Origin of the sequence: Oerskovia flava (assembly GCF_026163685.1) — a bacterium.
Taxonomy (GTDB): Bacteria; Actinomycetota; Actinomycetes; order Actinomycetales; family Cellulomonadaceae; genus Oerskovia_A; species Oerskovia_A flava.
The window spans coordinates 324,725-341,998 of record NZ_JAOXSR010000003.1 but is presented as its reverse complement, the minus strand read 5'-3'; the positions used below and the strand labels follow the sequence as shown (position 1 = coordinate 341,998).

The 17,274-nt window shown below is 72.9% G+C and carries 16 protein-coding genes; 9 read left to right on the top strand and 7 right to left on the bottom strand.

Annotation, left to right across the window (positions count from 1 at the left end):
• The first annotated feature begins 2 nt into the window (after nucleotides 1–2).
• The 8 genes from trxB to OHL10_RS08425 all read left to right on the top strand — a co-directional run bounded on the left by trxB (nucleotide 3) and on the right by OHL10_RS08425 (nucleotide 7,309).
• A complete protein-coding gene (gene trxB / locus OHL10_RS08460; RefSeq protein ID WP_265521750.1) occupies nucleotides 3–962 on the top strand; it encodes a thioredoxin-disulfide reductase in 960 nt (319 codons plus the stop codon).
• Between the two features lies 1 nt (nucleotide 963).
• Nucleotides 964–1,287 (top strand): thioredoxin, encoded by a 324-nt coding sequence (gene trxA, locus OHL10_RS08455; RefSeq protein WP_265521749.1) that lies wholly within the window; start codon nucleotides 964–966, stop codon nucleotides 1,285–1,287.
• On the top strand, nucleotides 1,284–2,411 hold the full coding sequence (gene arsB / locus OHL10_RS08450; protein WP_265521748.1) for an ACR3 family arsenite efflux transporter: 1,128 nt from the start codon (nucleotides 1,284–1,286) through the stop codon (nucleotides 2,409–2,411). The genes trxA and arsB overlap by 4 nt, the downstream gene beginning before the upstream one ends.
• The gene (locus tag OHL10_RS08445) at nucleotides 2,408–3,448 is read left to right on the top strand and encodes a metalloregulator ArsR/SmtB family transcription factor (protein WP_265521747.1); all 1,041 of its coding nucleotides are present in this window, start codon (nucleotides 2,408–2,410) and stop codon (nucleotides 3,446–3,448) included. The genes arsB and OHL10_RS08445 overlap by 4 nt, the downstream gene beginning before the upstream one ends.
• A gap of 62 nt (nucleotides 3,449–3,510) precedes the next feature.
• Nucleotides 3,511–3,939, top strand: a complete 429-nt coding sequence (locus OHL10_RS08440) for an arsenate reductase ArsC (RefSeq protein ID WP_265521746.1) — start codon at nucleotides 3,511–3,513, stop codon at nucleotides 3,937–3,939.
• Nucleotides 3,940–3,981: 42 nt separating this feature from the next.
• Nucleotides 3,982–4,677, top strand: a complete 696-nt coding sequence (locus OHL10_RS08435; protein ID WP_265521745.1) for a TetR/AcrR family transcriptional regulator — start codon at nucleotides 3,982–3,984, stop codon at nucleotides 4,675–4,677.
• Nucleotides 4,678–4,709: 32 nt separating this feature from the next.
• A complete protein-coding gene (locus OHL10_RS08430) occupies nucleotides 4,710–5,654 on the top strand; it encodes an ABC transporter ATP-binding protein (protein WP_265521744.1) in 945 nt (314 codons plus the stop codon).
• Nucleotides 5,651–7,309, top strand: a complete 1,659-nt coding sequence (locus OHL10_RS08425; protein WP_265521743.1) for an ABC transporter permease — start codon at nucleotides 5,651–5,653, stop codon at nucleotides 7,307–7,309. The genes OHL10_RS08430 and OHL10_RS08425 overlap by 4 nt, the downstream gene beginning before the upstream one ends.
• Nucleotides 7,310–7,321: 12 nt before the next feature.
• Here the strand turns inward: OHL10_RS08425 and OHL10_RS08420 are convergent, their stop codons facing one another.
• Nucleotides 7,322–7,867, bottom strand: a complete 546-nt coding sequence (locus OHL10_RS08420) for a GNAT family N-acetyltransferase (protein ID WP_265521742.1) — start codon at nucleotides 7,865–7,867, stop codon at nucleotides 7,322–7,324.
• Entirely contained in the window at nucleotides 7,864–9,273 is a 1,410-nt protein-coding gene (locus OHL10_RS08415; RefSeq protein WP_265521741.1) for an FAD-dependent oxidoreductase, read from the bottom strand. The genes OHL10_RS08420 and OHL10_RS08415 overlap by 4 nt, the downstream gene beginning before the upstream one ends.
• Before the next feature lie 82 nt (nucleotides 9,274–9,355).
• Here OHL10_RS08415 and OHL10_RS08410 point away from each other — a divergent pair, with 82 nt between their 5' ends.
• Entirely contained in the window at nucleotides 9,356–9,745 is a 390-nt protein-coding gene (locus OHL10_RS08410) for an ArsR/SmtB family transcription factor (protein ID WP_265521740.1), read from the top strand.
• Here OHL10_RS08410 and OHL10_RS08405 read toward each other — a convergent pair.
• The 5 genes from OHL10_RS08405 to OHL10_RS08385 form a co-directional block, all read right to left on the bottom strand.
• Entirely contained in the window at nucleotides 9,729–11,336 is a 1,608-nt protein-coding gene (locus tag OHL10_RS08405; protein WP_265521739.1) for a glycoside hydrolase family 43 protein, read from the bottom strand. The genes OHL10_RS08410 and OHL10_RS08405 overlap by 17 nt on opposite strands.
• A complete protein-coding gene (locus OHL10_RS08400; RefSeq protein WP_265521765.1) occupies nucleotides 11,333–13,804 on the bottom strand; it encodes a beta-xylosidase/alpha-l-arabinosidase in 2,472 nt (823 codons plus the stop codon). The genes OHL10_RS08405 and OHL10_RS08400 overlap by 4 nt, the downstream gene beginning before the upstream one ends.
• A 121-nt stretch (nucleotides 13,805–13,925) precedes the next feature.
• Nucleotides 13,926–14,828 (bottom strand): carbohydrate ABC transporter permease, encoded by a 903-nt coding sequence (locus tag OHL10_RS08395; RefSeq protein WP_265521738.1) that lies wholly within the window; start codon nucleotides 14,826–14,828, stop codon nucleotides 13,926–13,928.
• Complete coding sequence (locus OHL10_RS08390; RefSeq protein WP_265521764.1) at nucleotides 14,828–15,817, bottom strand: carbohydrate ABC transporter permease; 990 nt, start codon at nucleotides 15,815–15,817, stop codon at nucleotides 14,828–14,830. The genes OHL10_RS08395 and OHL10_RS08390 overlap by 1 nt, the downstream gene beginning before the upstream one ends.
• 41 nt (nucleotides 15,818–15,858) lie before the next feature.
• Nucleotides 15,859–17,148 (bottom strand): extracellular solute-binding protein, encoded by a 1,290-nt coding sequence (locus OHL10_RS08385; RefSeq protein ID WP_265521737.1) that lies wholly within the window; start codon nucleotides 17,146–17,148, stop codon nucleotides 15,859–15,861.
• Nucleotides 17,149–17,274: the final 126 nt, after the last annotated feature.

Below are 17,274 nucleotides of genomic sequence, written 5' to 3'. Positions count from 1 at the left end.
ACGTGGTGATCGTGGGGTCGGGTCCTGCGGGGTGGACGGCTGCGGTGTATGCGGCGCGGGCGGGGTTGGCTCCGGTGGTGGTGGCGGGGTCGGTGACGGCTGGTGGTGCGTTGATGAACACCACGGAGGTGGAGAACTTTCCGGGGTTCGCGGACGGTGTGATGGGTCCGGAGCTGATGGAGGCGATGCAGAAGCAGGCGGAGCGGTTCGGGGCTCGGGTGGTGTACGACGACGTGGTGTCGGTCGAGCTGTCGGGTGCGGTGAAGTCGGTGGTGGCCGGTGATGGTGCGTCGTGGCGGGCGCGGTCGGTGGTGCTGGCGACGGGGTCGGCGTACCGGGAGCTGGGCCTGGCTGATGAGAAGCGGTTGTCGGGTCGTGGGGTGTCGTGGTGCGCGACGTGTGACGGGTTCTTCTTCCGGGATCAGCACGTGGTGGTGGTCGGTGGTGGGGACTCGGCGATGGAGGAGGCGACGTTCTTGTCGCGGTTCGCCTCGCGGGTGACGGTGGTGCATCGTCGGGATGTGTTGCGGGCGTCGAAGATCATGGTCGATCGGGCGCAGGCGGACCCGAAGATCGATTTTGTGTGGAACGCGCAGGTCGTGGGGATCTCGGGGGCGGACAAGGTCTCCTCGGTCACGCTGCGTGACACGGTGAGCGGTGCGGAGCGGGTGCTGGACGCGACGGGGGTGTTCGTCGCGATCGGGCACGACCCGCGCACCGAGCTCGTGGCCGGTCAGGTCGATCTGGACGACGAGGGGTACATCCAGGTGGTCGGGCGGACCACGGCCACGAACCTGCCCGGGGTGTTCGCCTGCGGTGACGCGGTCGACCACACCTACCGGCAGGCCATCACCGCTGCCGGGTCCGGCTGCGCCGCAGCCCTCGACGCCCAGCGCTACCTCGACCAGCTCGCCGACACGATCCCCGCGGACCTGCCGGTCCTCGCCACCCAGGAGGCTTGAGATGCCCACGATCGCCATCACCGACGACACGTTCGCCGCCGAGGTCACCGACTCCGAGATCCCCGTCCTGGTCGACTTCTGGGCCACCTGGTGCGGCCCGTGCCGCCAGGTCGCCCCGATCCTCGAGGAGCTCGCCGAGGAGTACGCCGGCCGGATCAAGATCACCAAGCTCGACGCGGACGTCAACCCGCAGTCCGTTATCGAGGCCGGGGTCGTGTCGATCCCGACCCTGAACTTCTACGTCGGCGGCGAGCTGGTGCAGTCCGTCGTCGGTGCCCGCCCCAAGCGCGCCCTCGTCGACGAGATCGAGAAGGTCCTCGCATGAGCCTGCCGCCCTCGACGGCGACCGTGCCCGCAGAGGCCGCGACCCGGCGCCTGTCGACGCTCGACCGCTGGCTGCCGGTCTGGATCGGGCTCGCGATGGTCGGCGGGCTCGTGCTCGGCAGGTTCGTCCCCGGCGTCTCGGACCTCCTCGCCTCGATGGAGGTCGGCGGCATCTCGGTGCCGATCGGCATCGGCCTGCTCGTCATGATGTACCCGGTGCTCGCCAAGGTCCGCTACGACCGGGTCGCCGCGGTCACGGGCGACCGCCGCCTGCTCGTGTCCTCCCTCGTGCTGAACTGGCTCGTCGGCCCGGCGCTGATGTTCGCGCTGGCGTGGATCTTCCTGCCGGACCTGCCCGAGTACCGCACGGGCCTGATCATCGTGGGCCTCGCACGCTGCATCGCGATGGTCGTCATCTGGAACGACCTGGCCTGCGGCGACCGCGAGGCGGCCGCGGTCCTGGTCGCGGTGAACTCGGTGTTCCAGGTCGTGGCCTTCTCCCTGCTCGGCTACTTCTACCTGACCGTGCTGCCCGGCTGGCTGGGCCTGGACACGCAGGGCCTCGAGGTGTCGATGGGCGAGATCGCGCTCAACGTCCTCGTGTTCCTCGGGGTCCCCCTCGTCGCGGGCTTCGCGTCCCGCTGGATCGGCGAGCGCACCAAGGGCCGCGACTGGTACGAGGAGCGGTTCGTGCCGCGGATCGGCCCGTGGGCGCTCTACGGCCTGCTCTTCACGATCGTGCTGCTCTTCGCCCTCCAGGGCGAGGCCGTCACGTCCAACCCGCTCGACGTCGTCCGCATCGCCCTGCCGCTGCTCGTCTACTTCGCGCTCATGTGGGGCATCGGGTTCTGGGCCGGCAAGGTCCTCGGCCTCGGCTACGCCCGCTCCACGACACTGGCCTTCACGGCCGCGGGGAACAACTTCGAGCTCGCCATCGCGGTCGCGATCGGCACCTTCGGCGCGACGTCCGGGCAGGCTCTCGCCGGCGTCGTCGGGCCGCTCATCGAGGTTCCCGTCCTCGTCGGGCTGGTCTACGTCTCCCTGTGGGCCGCGCGGCGCTGGTTCCGCGTCGACCCGTACGCGACCGTCCCCACGGACGGCGCACCGATGGAGGTCCGGTCATGACCACGCTCACCCCCGGCACCGGTACGTCGGCGGAGGCGCACGCGATCGGCGTGGACGCCGCCACCGCGATCGCCACGACGCTCAAGGCCCTCGCCGACCCGCTGCGGCTGCGGATGCTGTCGTTCATCTCGACGTCGCCCAGCGGCGAGGCGTGCGTGTGCGACATCGCCGAGGTCGCGGACGTCTCCCAGCCCACCGTCTCCCACCACCTGCGGGTGCTGCGCGACGTCGGTGTGGTGCTCTCCGAGCGCCGCGGCACGTGGGTCTGGTACCGGGTCTCGCCCGACTTCCGCGGCACCGTGTCCACCCTCCTCGAGTCGTTCGCGCCCGCCGCCCTCGAGGCCGGTCGCGGCGCCCACGAGCTCACCGGGCTGGACGACGTCGACGCCACGCTCGACCGGGTCGCCGCCGAGCTGGCGGGTGCGCACCCCGGGCTGCGGGCCGACGTCGTGCAGCGCACGGTGCGGGAGTCCTACGCGGCTCTGGCGCGGCGCGCCGGGGTGCGCGCGCACCTGGTCGCCACGACCGAGCGGTTCGCACGCCAGCGCCTGGCGGACATCGAGCGGGCGCAGCGTGCCGGCTCCGCCGACGCCCTCAGCGTCCACGGGCCGGCCGAGCGGGCACCGCACGTGCCGCAGGTGCTGTTCGTCTGCGTGGCGAACGCCGGCCGCTCCCAGCTCGCCGCAGCCCTGCTGCAGCGGTACGCGGGCGACCGGGTCGTCGTACGGTCCGCCGGGTCCACCCCGGCGGGCGCCGTCCACGGCACCGTGCGCGCGACGCTCGAGGAGATCGCCGGGCCCGACGCCGCGGGCACCGCCTTCCCCAAGCCGCTCACCGACGACGCCGTGCGCGCCGCCGACGTCGTCGTCACCATGGGCTGCGGCGACGTCTGCCCCGTCCTGCCCGGCGTGCGCTACGAGGACTGGGTCGTGGGAGACCCTGCCCTCGCCTCGCCCGCCGGCGTCCGCGCCATCCGGGACGAGATCGACCAGCGGGTGCGCGGCCTGCTCGCCGAGATCCTGCCCGAGGAGCCGTGAGCCCGCACCGTCCCCCTCGCCCGAGCCACCCCGACAGCACCGCACGACCTACCGGAGGAACCATGAGCAGCACGACCGAGTCCACCCGCCCCAGCGCCCTGTTCGTCTGCGTGCACAACGCCGGCCGCTCCCAGATGGCCGCAGGCTTCCTGCGCGAGCTGTCCGGCGGCGCGGTCGAGGTCCGTTCGGCGGGCTCCATGCCGGCCGAGCAGATCAACCCGATCGCCGTCGACGCCATGGCCGAGGTCGGGATCGACATCCGCGCCGAGCAGCCCAAGGTGCTGACCACCGAGGCCGTGCAGGCGTCCGACGTCGTCATCACCATGGGCTGCGGCGACGCGTGCCCGATCTTCCCGGGCAAGCGCTACGAGGACTGGGCGCTCGAGGACCCGGCCGGCCAGGGCATCGACTCGGTCCGCCCGATCCGCGACGAGATCCGCGGCCGCGTGCTCACGCTGCTCGACGAGCTCGGCGTGACACCCGTCCGCTGAACACCTGGACAGCAGGCTGAACGCTCGTTTAGCCTGCTGTTCATGCGTTCAGCATCTCGACCCGGCCGCGGCACACCGCCGGCCGACGACCTCACCGCCCGCGCGCGCATCCGCGACGCGGCGATCCTGCGCTTCGCCCGCGACGGCTTCGGCGCCAGCCTGCGCAGCGTCGCCGAGGACGCCGGTGTGAGCGCCGCGCTCGTCATCCACCACTTCGGGTCCAAGGACCGGCTCCGCCACGCGTGCGACGACCACGTGTTCGCCCTCATCCGGGAGAACAAGCGTGAGGTCGTCTCCGAGACCGGCGGCCCCACAGCGTTCCTCGGGCAGATGGCCCGCGTCGCCGAGTTCGCCCCCCTGGTCGGGTACGCGATCCGCAGCCTGCAGACCGGCGGCGACGGCGCGCGCGGGTTCGTCGAGCACATGATCGCCGACGCCGTCGACTACCTCCGGGACGGCGTCGCCGCCGGGACCATCACCCCGAGCCGGGACGAGCACGCCCGCGCCCGCTACCTCGTCGAGTCCGCCCTGGGGACGCTCCTCCTCGAGCTGTCGATCAACCCGCCCGCGGACCCGAGCGACCTCGCCGGCATCATGGACGACTTCTTCGAGCGCATCGCGGGGCCCGCCCTCGAGCTCTACACCGAGGGCCTGCTCACCGACCGGCGCATGCTCGACGCCTACCTCCTCTACGTGGGCGACCCCCCGGAAGAGTCCGCCGACCCCGCGTCGGCCTGACCCTTCGTCCCCTCGTCGAGAAGAGCACTCCCATGAGCACACCCCGCACGTCCCAGCCCGCCGTGAAGATCCACGACCTGCACAAGTCCTTCGGCACCGTCGCCGCCCTCGACGGCCTGGACCTCGTCGTCCCGCACGGCCAGGTCGCCGGGTTCCTCGGCCCCAACGGTTCCGGCAAGTCCACCACCATCCGCGTCCTGCTCGGGCTCCTGCGCGCCGACTCCGGCTCCGTCCGGCTGCTCGGTGGCGACCCGTGGGCCGACGCCGTCACGCTCCACCGGCGCCTCGCCTACGTCCCGGGCGACGTGAACCTCTGGCCCAACCTCAGCGGCGGCGAGGCCATCGACCTCCTCACGCGGCTGCGCGGGAAGGTCGACCCGGCACGACGCGCCGAGCTCCTCGAACGCTTCGAGCTCGACCCGACGAAGAAGGCCCGGACCTACTCCAAGGGCAACCGGCAGAAGGTCGCCCTCGTCGCCGCCCTCGCCTCCGACGTCGAGCTGCTCGTCCTCGACGAGCCCACCTCCGGGCTGGACCCGCTCATGGAGTCCGTCTTCACCCAGTGCATCCAGGAGGTCAAGGCCGAGGGCCGCTCCGTGCTGCTCTCGAGCCACATCCTCGCCGAGGTGGAGAAGCTCTGCGACACCGTGACGATCATCCGCGCGGGCCGGACCGTGCAGTCCGGCACGCTCGACGAGCTGCGCCACCTGACGCGCTCGACCATCACCGCCGTCACCACGCACGACCCCGAGACGCTCGCCGGGCACCCGGGCGTGCACGACCTCGTCGCCGAGCCCGCCACCGACGGCACCCGCGTGCGGTTCGACGTCGACAACGACGACGTCGCCACCGTCCTGCGGACCCTCACCGACCTCGGTGTGCGGAGCCTGCAGGCCGCTCCCCCGTCGCTCGAGGAGCTGTTCCTGCGCCACTACGGCGACGAGCTCTCCGCGATGGACCCGGCAGGTGCCCGATGAGCGCCACCCTCACCGCGCCGTCGGGCACCCGCGGCGACCACCGCACCACGGGTGGACCGCTCACCGGGCTGGGCACGCTCCTGCGGTTCTTCCTGCGCCGCGACCGGATCCGCCTCAGCGTGTGGGCGCTGTCGATCGGGCTGCTGTTCCTCTACGCCGCGACCGCCTTCGCGACCGTCTACCCGACGGCGGCGGACCGGCAGCTGCGCGCGAGCCTCATCGCCAGCCCGGCCGCGACCATGATGGCCGGTCCCGGCTACGGCCTCGAGAACTACACGCTCGGCGCGATGGTCGCGAACGAGATGACGCTGACCGCCATGATCGCCGTGGCGATCATGAGCATCCTGCTCATCGTGCGGCACACCCGCACCGAGGAGGAGACCGGGCGGGCCGAGCTCGTCCGGGCGGGCGTCGTCGGCCGGCACGCGCCCGCGACCGCGGCGTTCCTCACCGCCACCGTCGCGAACGCCGCCATCGCGGTCCTCTCCGGGCTCCTGCTCACGGGCGCGGGCCTGGCCGTCGTGGACTCGTTCGCGCTCGGCGCGGCCGTCGGGGTCACCGGCCTGGTGTTCGCCGCGGTCGCGGTCGTGACGTGCCAGCTCACCGAGCACGGGCGGGCCGCGAGCGGTCTGGGCCTCGTCGTGCTGGGCGCCGCGTTCCTGCTGCGCGCGATCGGGGACGTGCAGGAGACCCACGGCAGCTGGTTGTCGTGGCTCTCCCCGATCGGCTGGGCGCAGCAGATCCGGGCGTTCGTCGACCTGCGCTGGTGGCCGCTCGCCCTCTCCCTCGCCGCGATCGTGCTCCTGCTGCTCCTGAGCTCGGCCCTCGCCGCACGCCGCGACGTCGGCGCGGGGCTCCTCCCGCCGCGGGCGGGGCGCGCCGAGGCGCTCCCCAGCCTGCGGTCGCCGTTCGCCCTCGCCTGGCGCCAGCAGCGCGGCTCGCTCGTCGCCTGGGGCGCGGGCATCGGCGTGATGGCCTTCGCCTCGGGGACCTTCGTCGACGCGGCCGGCGACATGGTCGGCGAGATGGCGGTCGACAACCCCGTGCTGCTCGAGCTCTTCGGCGAGCAGGACCTGGTCGACGGGTTCGTCGCGGCCATGACGACGTTCCTCGTGCTGGGCGTCAGCGCGTTCGCCATCGCATCCGCGCTGCGGGCCCGGGGCGAGGAGACGAGCGGGCGGGTCGAGCCCGTGCTCGCCACCACCGTCTCCCGCACGCGGTGGCTCGGCGCCCAGCTCGCCGTCACGGGGATCGGCGCGGTGATCCTGCTCCTCGTGGCGGGCGTGAGCCTCGCGCTCGGCGGGCTCTCCGTCGGGGTGAGCGACCCCTCGCTCGGCGAGTACGTCGCCGCGGCCGTCGTCTACCTGCCGGCCGTCGCCGTCCTCGTCGGGCTCGTCGTCGCCCTCTACGGGTGGCGACCCGGCCTCGCCGGTCTGCCCTGGGTCGTGCTCGCCTTCGGATTCCTCATCGGGATGTTCGGCGGCCTGCTCGACCTGCCCACCTGGGCCGAGGGCCTGTCCCCGCTGTGGCACGTGCCGCAGCTCCCGGGCGAGGCGTTCGACGCCGGACCGCTCGTCGGGCTCAGCGCGCTCGCCGTCGCGCTGCTCGCCGCCGGGTTCGTCGGCTTCCGCCGACGCGACCTCGTGACGACCTGACGCGACCCGGGCTCACTCCTCGTGCAGAGAGAGCTGCAGGAGCGTCGTCCCCCACCAGCCGTCGAACTTCGTACCCACACGTTCGAGACGCCCGGCGTCCTGGAAGCCGAGGCGGCGGTGGAGGGCGACGGAGCCCGGCGAGTCACCGTCCGCGACGACGGCGACCACCTCCCGGGCGCCGGCCGCGCGCGCCCGCTCCAGGAGCTCGGAGAGCAGCCCGCGGCCGACACCGCGGCCCGTCGCGTCCGGGCGCAGGTAGATGGAGTCCTCCACCGTGAACCGGTACGCCGGACGCGTCCGCCACGGCCCGACGTACGCGTAGCCGAGGATCCGTTGCCCTTCGACCGGGGCGGCGTCGTCCGGGGCGGCGTCGTCCGGGGCGGCGTCGTCCACCGCGACGAGGAAGGGCCAGCCCGCGCCGGTGATCGCGGCGATCTTCTCCGCCCAGGCCCGGGCCGGCACGGGCTCGGTGTCGAACGTCGCGGTACTGGTCCGCACGTAGTGGGCGTAGATCTCCGCGAGCTGCGCGGCGTCGGCCGCGACGGCGTCCCGGATCACCCGTCGCCCCGCGCGGCGTCGCCGGCACGGCCGTGGGCCACACCCGTCGCGAACCCGATCGTCACGAGCTCCGGCTCGGGCGCGGCGCTCCCGCAGCACGCAGCCCCCTCGACCCCGTCACCGCCGGCACCGTTGTCCGCGCCGAGGTCCGTCGAGCAGACGCCGGTCGCGGGCAGGTCGAGCTGGACGAGGTCGGCCGCGACCCGGTCGCCCGCGAGCGCCGCGGCGATCGAGCGCACCTGCTCGTACCCGGTCGCAAGCAGGAACGTCGGCGCCCGTCCGTAGGACTTCATGCCGACGAGGTAGAACCCCGCGTCCGGGTGCGCGAGGAGCGTCTCGCCGTGGGGCGGGACGGTCCCGCACGAGTGCTGGTTCGGGTCGATGAGCTCCGCGAGGGCGCGCGGGCACTCGAGCGCGGGGTCCAGGTCGAGGCGCACCTCCCGCAGCATGTCGAGGTCGGGGCGGAACCCGGTCGCGTCGACGATCACGTCGACGTCGAGGTCGAGCGCGTCGTCCCGGGAGGTGCCGAGCACCCGCACGGTCCGCTCGCCGGGCACGAGCCGCTCGATCGACGTCCAGCGCACCAGGGTGAGGCGTCCGGCGTCGACGGCGTCGCGCAGCCGGGTGCCGAGCAGGCCACGGGCGGGCAGCTCGTCGTCGGTGCCGCCGCCGAAGAGCCGGCGCGCGGAACCCCCGCGGATCGCCCAGCTGACGCGGGTGCCCGGCGCGGTCTCGGACAGCTCGACGAGGCTGAGCAGCGTGTTCGCGGCCGAGTGCCCCATCCCGACGACGAGCGTGTGCGCCCCGGCGAACCGCGTGCGGCCGCGGCCGAGGACGTCGGGCAGCGGTCCGGCGAGGAACCGCGCGGCGTCCTCCTCGCCCACCGCGGGCAGGCCGCCCGTCCCGAGCGGGTTCGAGCGACCCCACGTCCCGGACGCGTCGACGACGGCGCGCGCGAGCAGGTCCTCGACCTGACCGTCCGGTCCGACCGTGCGCACCCGGTAGGCGCGTCGCTCGCGTCCGAGGCTGCGAGTCTTGTCCGCGCCGTCGCGCGTCACACCGACGACGCGGGTCCCGGTCCGCAGGCGCGGCGCGATCTCGGGCGTCGCGGCCAGGGGGGCGAGGTACCGGTCGACGAGGTCGCTCCCGGTCGGCAGGTCGTCGGCGGCGGGCACCGTCCAGCCGTGCGTCTCGAGCAGGCGACGTGCCGCGCCGTCGACGTCGTAGCGCCACGGCGAGAACAGCCGGACGTGACCCCAGGCGCGGACAGCGGCACCGGCGTCGGCCCCCTGCTCGAGGACGAGCGGCTCCAGCCCTCGCTCCAGCAGGTGCGCGGCGGCCGCCAGGCCCACGGGCCCGGCGCCGATCACGACGACCGACAGCTCCGCACGGACGACCTCGTTCATAGCCACTCCCCGTATCGACGTTCTTCGATGGACAACCGAGGTCAACGTATCCACATTCTTCGATGCGTGGCAAGATGGCGGTATGGCCTCGACCCTGACGACCGCCGACCCCGACACCGCTGTGCCGGCCACCACTGTGCCAGCCGCCGCCGCGCCCGTCTGCTGCGCGCCCCTCGTCCGCGAGGCCACCGACGAGGCGAGCGCGCGCGACCTCGCCCGCACGTTCAAGGCCCTCGGCGACGCCACGCGCGTGCGGCTGCTGTCCATCGTCGCGGCGCACGACGGCGGCGAGGCCTGCGTCTGCGACCTCACCGAACCGGTCGGCCTGAGCCAGCCCACCGTGAGCCACCACCTGAAGATCCTCGTCGACGCCGGGTTGCTCACCCGGGAGCAGCGCGGGCGGTGGGCCTACTACTCCCTCGTCCCCGGCGCGCTCGACCGCCTCGGCAGGGCGCTCACCGACGTCCGCTGACGCGTCCGGGTTCCGGGCGCCGGGGGACGGGCACGTACTCGAACGACTCGACCCGCGCGGTCGAGGACGTCGGCCTCCCGTTGCTGGTGGCGAACACCCCGATCCACAGTCCCAGGAAGCCGCCCGCGGACACGCTGTCCAACGTCCGACCGTCCACGGTCGTGATCTCGACCGGCTCGGCACCGGGCTGCCCCGCCACGAACGTGTAGTCCTGGCCCCGGGCGCGCAGCCCGAGGGCGAGCGGGGCGTCGCCGTCCTCGCCGGCCACGTCCCGCACCGCGACGTCGCCGACCGTGATCTCCTGCCCGTCGCGGCGGTGCACGACGACGAGCCGCCGCCTCCCGGGGACACCGGTCACGAACGCCCGTACGTGGTCCTGCTCCGACTGCCGCACGACGAGGCCGAGGTCCTCCCCCGCCGCCGCCAGCGGGTGCACGACCGCGCGCACGTCCACGTCCTGGTGCTGCTGGCGGACACCGAGGAAGGCAGGGGCACCCGGTTCCCAGAGCGTGGTGGGCCGCACCGTCAGGTCCCACCCGTCCCCACGAGGGGTCGCGAACTCGTCGGGCGGGCGGCGCAGGCCGGTCCATCGCAGGTCGTCGGGCCGCACCACACCGGTCGCCCCGCCCTGCACCGCGCCGGGGCGGGCCGGACCGGCGGACGCCACGTCCACCTCCGCCGGGACCCGCCCCAGCCCCGGGGCGAACACCGGCCACCCGTCCTCCCACGCCACGGGGACGAGGAACGTCTCCCGGCCGAGGTTGTAGTGGTAGCCCCCGTAGGGACGCATCCCCAGCAGGACCGCCCACCAGCGCCCGTCCGGCGCCTGCACGAGGTCCGCGTGCCCGACCCCCACGACGTCGACGCCCCGCCCGAGGTGCCGGTGCGTGAGGACGGGGTTGGCCGGGTTGCCCGTGTACGGGCCCGTGACGGTCTGCGCCCGCGCGACCGAGACGGCGTGGTGGAACTCCGTGCCGCCCTCGGCGGCGAGCAGGTAGTAGGTGCCGTCGACCTCGTAGAGGTGCGGGCCCTCCGCCCAGACCGCACCCCGGACCGCGCCGGTCCACACCACGTGCTCGGGGCCGACGAGCTGCCGGGAGGCACGATCGAGCTCGCGCACCCAGACCTCGGTCTGGTCGTGCCACTCCGGCTCCGCGACCAGGCGGGTGCCGTGCAGCCAGACGCGACCGTCGCGGTCGAAGACGATCGAGGGGTCGATCCCGTCCACGCCCAGCCACACCGGCTCCGACCACGGACCGGCCGGGTCGGTCGCCGTGAGGACGAAGTTGCCCCCGGGCGCACCCTCGCGCTGCCCGACGAGCGTGCACACCAGCCAGAACAGCTCGCCGTCGTGCCGCAGGGTCGGCGCGAACAGCCCGCCCGACGACCGCACCCCGTCGAGGTCGAGCTGGTCCGCGCGGACGACGGCGTGCCCCACCTGCTCCCAGCTCACCAGGTCGCGGCTGCGGAACACCGGCAGGCCCGGGAAGTACTCGAACGTCGACGTCACGAGGTAGTACTCGTCACCCACGCGGCAGATCGTCGGGTCCGGGTAGCACCCCGGCAGGAGCGGGTTGCGCACCACACTCACGCCGGCGTCTCCGGCACCACCGTCACCCCGACGATCCGGGCGTCGGCCGCCGTCACCTCGTGCACGTCGCCCGTGAGGGCGAGGACGGCCCGGGGCGTCGCGGCACCGGGCAGCGCCCGGCGCACCGCGGCGCGGTCGTTGACGATGACCCCGCCCGTCGACTCGTCGACGTCCGTGCTCACCACGGACGCCCCGGCGTGCGCGCCGACCCACACCTCGACGTCACCCGGCTCGACCACCCGCACCATCCGGCGGTCGGAGAACGCGAACCGCGCGCTCGGCACGTCGAACGACACACGCGCCGACTCGCCGGGTGCCAGCTCGACCCGGGCGTAGCCGAGCAGCTGCACAACAGGTCGCGCGACCGAGCCCTGCACGTCGTGGCCGTAGAGCTGCACGACGTCGGCCCCGGCGACCGCACCCGTGTTGGTCACCGTCACCGAGGCGGTGAACGACCCGCCCGTGGCGGCCTCGGCGTCCACCTCGAGGTCGGTGTACCCGAAGGTCGTGAAGGACAGGCCGAAACCGAACGGGCGCACCGGCGTCGGGTCGGCCGACGTCACGTCGGACGGGCCGCCGAGGATCGGGTGCAGGTACGTGAACGGCTCGGCCCCCGCCGACCGCGGCAACGACACCGGCAGGCGGCCCGAGGGCGACACCCGACCCGTGAGGACGTCCGCGATCGCGGTCCCGCCGGCCTCTCCGGGGAAGAACGACTGGAGCACCGCGGCCGGGAGCTTCCGGCCGGACGCCGGGTCCGGGTCGAGCGCCCACCCGATCGCGTACGGGCGGCCGGTCAGCAGGACCAGCACGACGGGCGTGCCCGTCGCGACGAGCTCCTCGACCAGCCGGCGCTGCACACCGGGCAGCTCGAGGGACTCCACGTCGTTGCCCTCCCCCACCGTGCCGCGCCCGAACAACCCGGCCTGGTCGCCGACGACGACCACCGCGACGTCGGACCCGGCGACCGCCTCGACGGCCGCGGCGAAGCCCGACGTGTCGTCGCCCTCGACCGCGCACCCCTCGGCGTGCACGACCTCGGGCACGGGCCCGTCCGTGCCATATCCTTCCGGGCCGGAGCCGTCCGTGCCGGTGAGGTCCGCGACGGCAGAGCGGAGCGCCTCCAGCACGGACGGGATCTCGAGGCCCATCGGCACCCCGGGGTGGTGCGCGAGCACGTGGTTGACGAACGAGTAGCAGCCCAGGAGCGCCTCGGGACGGTCCGCGTTCGGGCCGACGACCGCGATCCGGCGCGGCGCGCCCCGCCTCCCGAGGGGAAGCACCCCGTCGTCGGACAGCAGGACGACCGACTCCTCGGCGAGCCGCCGCGCGAGTGCGCGGTGGCGTGGCGAGTCCAGGTCGACCGCGGCGGGCGGCTCGTCCGCGAAGGCCGACGGCTCGAGCAGACCCAGCTCCTCCTTCTGCGCGAGCACCCGCAGGACCGCGCGGTCCACGTACGCCACGTCGAGGTCACCCGCCCGCACACGCGCGGCGAGCGGCTCGAGGTAGGCGTCCCCCGACGGCAGCTCGACGTCGATCCCCGCCTCGAGCGCGAGGGCCGCCGCCTCGCCGCGGTCCCCGGCGATCGCGTGCATGACCTCGAGGAACGCCACGGCGAAGTAGTCGGCGACCACGACGCCGTCGAACCCCCAGGTCTCGCGGAGCAGCGTCGTCAGGTGCGCGACGCTCGACCCCATCGGCACACCGTCGAGGTCCGTGTAGGCGTTCATCACGGACCGGACCCCGCCGTCGCGCACCGCCATCTCGAACGGCGGCAGGTACACGTCGGCGACCTCGCGCGGGCCGGCGCTCACGGGGGCGTGGTTGCGGCCCGAGCGCGACGCCGAGTACCCGACGAAGTGCTTGAGGGTCGCGTGCACCCCCGCGTCCTGCAGGCCCCGGACGTAGGCGGTGCCCAGGGTCCCCACGAGGTACGGGTCCTCGCCGATGCACTCGTCGACGCGCCCCCAGCGAGGGTCGCGGACGACGTCGAGCACGGGCGCCAGACCCTGGTGGATCCCGAGCCCTCGCATCGACTCACCGACGACGCGGGCCATCTCCTCGACGAGGTCCGGGTCGAACGCCGCGCCCCAGGCGAGCGGCGTCGGGTACGTCGCCGCCTTCCACGCCGCGAGACCGGTGAGGCACTCCTCGTGCACCAGCGCGGGGATGCCGAGCCGGGTCTCGCGCTGCAGCCGCCGCTGCTCGTCCCACAACCAGCGCGCGCGCTCGACCGGGTCCACCGGGCGCGTGCCGTAGACACGCGTGTAGTGGCCGATGCCGTGGCGGGTGATGTCCGCGAGCGTGCCCGGCTCGGCGAGACCGGCGGTCATCTCCGACTGCATCGGTGCGACCGTCCCGTTCTGGTCGAGCCAGTAGCCGACGAGCTGGGCGAGCTTCTCCTCGAGCGACATCCGGGCGTGCAGGGCACGGACCGTGGCGGACACGAAGGGGAAGGCAGGGATCACCGCGGAGCGAGGTGCAGCAGACCGGACGTCTGCGGGCGCGGTGGGGACGGCGTCGGGCACGGGGTCGTTCTCCTTGAGGTCGTGCGGGGTACGGGCGGGCCGCGGGTCGAGGGGCCGGTGCTCAGCCCTTGACGGCACCGGTGAGTCCTCCCACGATCCGGCGCTCGAACAGCGAGAAGAAGATCAGCGCGGGGATCATCGACAGCGACGTGAAGGCGAGCACCCGCGCCGTGTCCACCGAGTACTCCGACGCGAACGACTGCACCCCGAGCGGCAGGGTGTACGTGGACTCGTCGTTGAGGATGAACAGCGGGAGCATGTAGCTGTTCCAGCTCGCGATGAACGCGAGGATGCCGACCGTGACGACGCCGGGCACCGACAGCGGCACGACCATGCGGAAGAAGAAGCCGAGCCGGCTCGCGCCGTCGATCGACGCCGCCTCCTCGATCTCCCGCGGGATGGCCCGCAGGAAGGGCACGAGGATGATGATCGTGGTCGGCAGCGCGAACGCGATCTGCGGGAGGATGATGCCCGCCAGGCTGTTCATCAGGCCGAGGTTCTTGATCATGATGTAGAGCGGCGTGATGGCCACCGTCATGGGGAACATCAGGCCTGCGGCGAACAGCGAGTACATCGCGCCCCGGCCGGAGAAGCTGTACCGGGCGAGCACGTAGCTCGCCATGAGGCCCAGCACCACGACGCCCAGCGTCGTGAACAGGCCGGTGACGGCGGAGTTGCCCACCTGCTGCCAGAACCGGCCGCTCGCGAGGACGTCGACGTAGTTGCCGATCTCCCACGGTCCGGGCAGGCCCGAGGGGTCGGCCGTGATCTGCGCGTTGGTGCGGAACCCTCCGAAGATGATGTAGAGCACCGGGGCGATGCAGATCCCGACGAACGCGAACGCGACGAGATACGTGAGCGGACCGGCCGCGTCGATCGCACCGCGTCGGCGGCGACGGGCCGACGAGGTCGGCGGGGTCGGTGGCGGGGAGGCCGGGGTGGCCTGGACGGCGACGGCGGACATCACTTCTTCCCTTCGGTGAGGGCGCCCTCGGTGTCGCGACGGAGCACGAAGCGCTGATAGGACAGGGCGATGACGAGCGAGACGAGGAAGAGGACGACCGCGACCGCGTTGCCGAAGCCGTAGTTCCCGGCGTTGCGGCCGTTGGCCACCATGTAGGTCGCCATCGTCGAGGTGCCCGCCGTGGCGGCGACGTACTGCCCCCAGATGATGTAGACGAGGTCGAAGAGCTGCAGCGACCCGATGATGGACAGGAACGCCCAGATCCGGATCGTGGGCCCGAGCAGCGGGAGCGTGATGCGCCGCTGCGTCTGCCAGTACGACGCGCCGTCGATCGCGGCCGCCTCGGACAGCTCGTCGGGGATCCCCTGCAGGCCGGCGAGGAAGAGGATCACGGCGAAGCCGACGTACTTCCACGAGATGATGACCATCAGAGACCAGATCGCGATCTCAGGGTCGGAGAGCCAGTCGACCGCCCAGCCGGGCGCACCCAGCTTGGCGAGCAGGTCGTTGACCGCCCCGTTGGTCGCGAGCATCAGGCTCCAGCCGGTGCCCACGATGACCTCGGAGATGACGTACGGCACGAAGATCAGCACCCGGATCACCGAGCGCCCGCGCATACGCCGGTTGAGCAGCAGACCCAGACCGATCGCGACGGGCGCCTGGATCACGAGCGACATCACGAGGATGAAGCCGTTGTGCATGAGGGCGTCGTGGAACGTGCTGTCCCGGAAGATGATGAGGTAGTTGTCCAGGCCGACGAACTCGGTCGGCGGCCCGAACCCCTTCCACTTGAAGAAGCCGTAGTACGCCGCCATGATCACCGGGACGATGACGAACGTCAGGAAGACGATGATCGCCGGTCCGGCCAGGAGCGCGATCTCGAGGCGTGTGGGCCAGTCGGCGCGTGCCCGCCGGGGCCGACGGGCCGGGGCCGGGGCCGTCGTGGCACCGTCCCCAGCCCCCGAGCGACCCGTGGGCGACGCCGTCACGGTGGGCGGAGCCTCGCCCACGGAGCCGCTCGCGGTCACGGCTACTCCCTCGCTGCGGCGTCGTTCACGGCCGCCACGACGCCTGCGGCGTCGGTGCTGCCGGCGAGCATGTCCACGACACCCGTGTTGAGGGCGTTGCCGACGTTCTGGCCGAACAGGGTGTCCAGCCAGACCATGACGTAGGGCGCGTCGCCGTACGTCTCGAGGATCGACTGCAGGGCGGGCTCGGTGACGACGCTCTGCGCCTCCTGGCTCGCGGGCAGCGTGTGGAAGGCCTGCGCGTACTTCTCCTGGTACTCCTGCTGCATGAAGAAGTTGAGGAACGCCGTGCACTCCTCGACCGGCGCCTGGGCCGAGCAGGAGAACCCGTCGACACCGCCCATCATCGCGCCGGGCGCGCCCTGTCCGCCGTCGACCGCGGGGAAGGGGAACCACTCGAGGTCGGCGAGCGGCTGCTCGTCGGGGGTCAGCGACGCGATGACGCCTGGGTTCCAGGCGCCCATGAGCTCCATCGCGGCCTCGTGGTTGGCGAGGAGGCCGGCCGAGGAGCCCGCGCCCTGCTGGGCGGACGTCGTGAGGAAGCCGTTGTTGAACGGCTCCGTGCCCACGAGATCCTGGAGGTCCTCACCGGCACGGGTCCAGCACGGGTCGTCGAAGGTCATGGACTCCGCGGCCGCGAGCATCGTGTCCTGAGAGCACTCGCGCAGGGCGAAGAAGTAGTACCAGTGCGCGGCGGGCCAGGCGTCCTTCGCGCCGAGCGCGATGGGGTCGATCCCGGCGGCCTTGAGCTTCTCGACGGCGTCGTCGAGGTCGTCGAGCGTCTCCGGCGCCTCGGTGATGCCGGCCTCCTCGAAGAGGTCGGCGCTGTAGTAGATGCCGCCGGGGAGCACCGCGGTCGGCATGCCGTACACCGCGCCGTCGACCGTGAACGCGCTGAACGCGCCCTCGCCGACAGCGGTGCGCGTCGCGTCGTCGATCGCGTCGGAGATGTCCAGGACCTGCCCGGCCTCGACGACGTCGGCCAGCTTGCCGCCGCCGCGCGCCATGAAGATGTCGGGCGCGTCGCCCGAGTTGAGCGCGGTCTGCAGCTTGCCGTCCATGTCCTCGTTCTGGATGGACTGGATGCTGATCGTCACACCGGGGTTGGCCTCCTCGAAGGCGGCGACGGTCTCTTCCCAGTACGCCTTGCCCTCGCCGGTCGTGGAGTTGTGCCAGAAGGTCATCGAGACGTCGCCGCCGTCCGATCCTTCGCTGCCTCCGCCGCAGGCGCTGAGCCCCACGGCACCCGCCGCGACGGCGGCCGCCGCCACCATGAACTTCCTTGCCTTCATGAGTTCCGTCCTCTTCGTCGAGTCGCACTACGTGGGATCGCGCCCGTCGCAGGTCCTCGTCGTCGAGACGTCCTGTCACCAGCGACAGCCGGGCACGAGAGCCACTCTGGCAGGCGCGACGCCGGT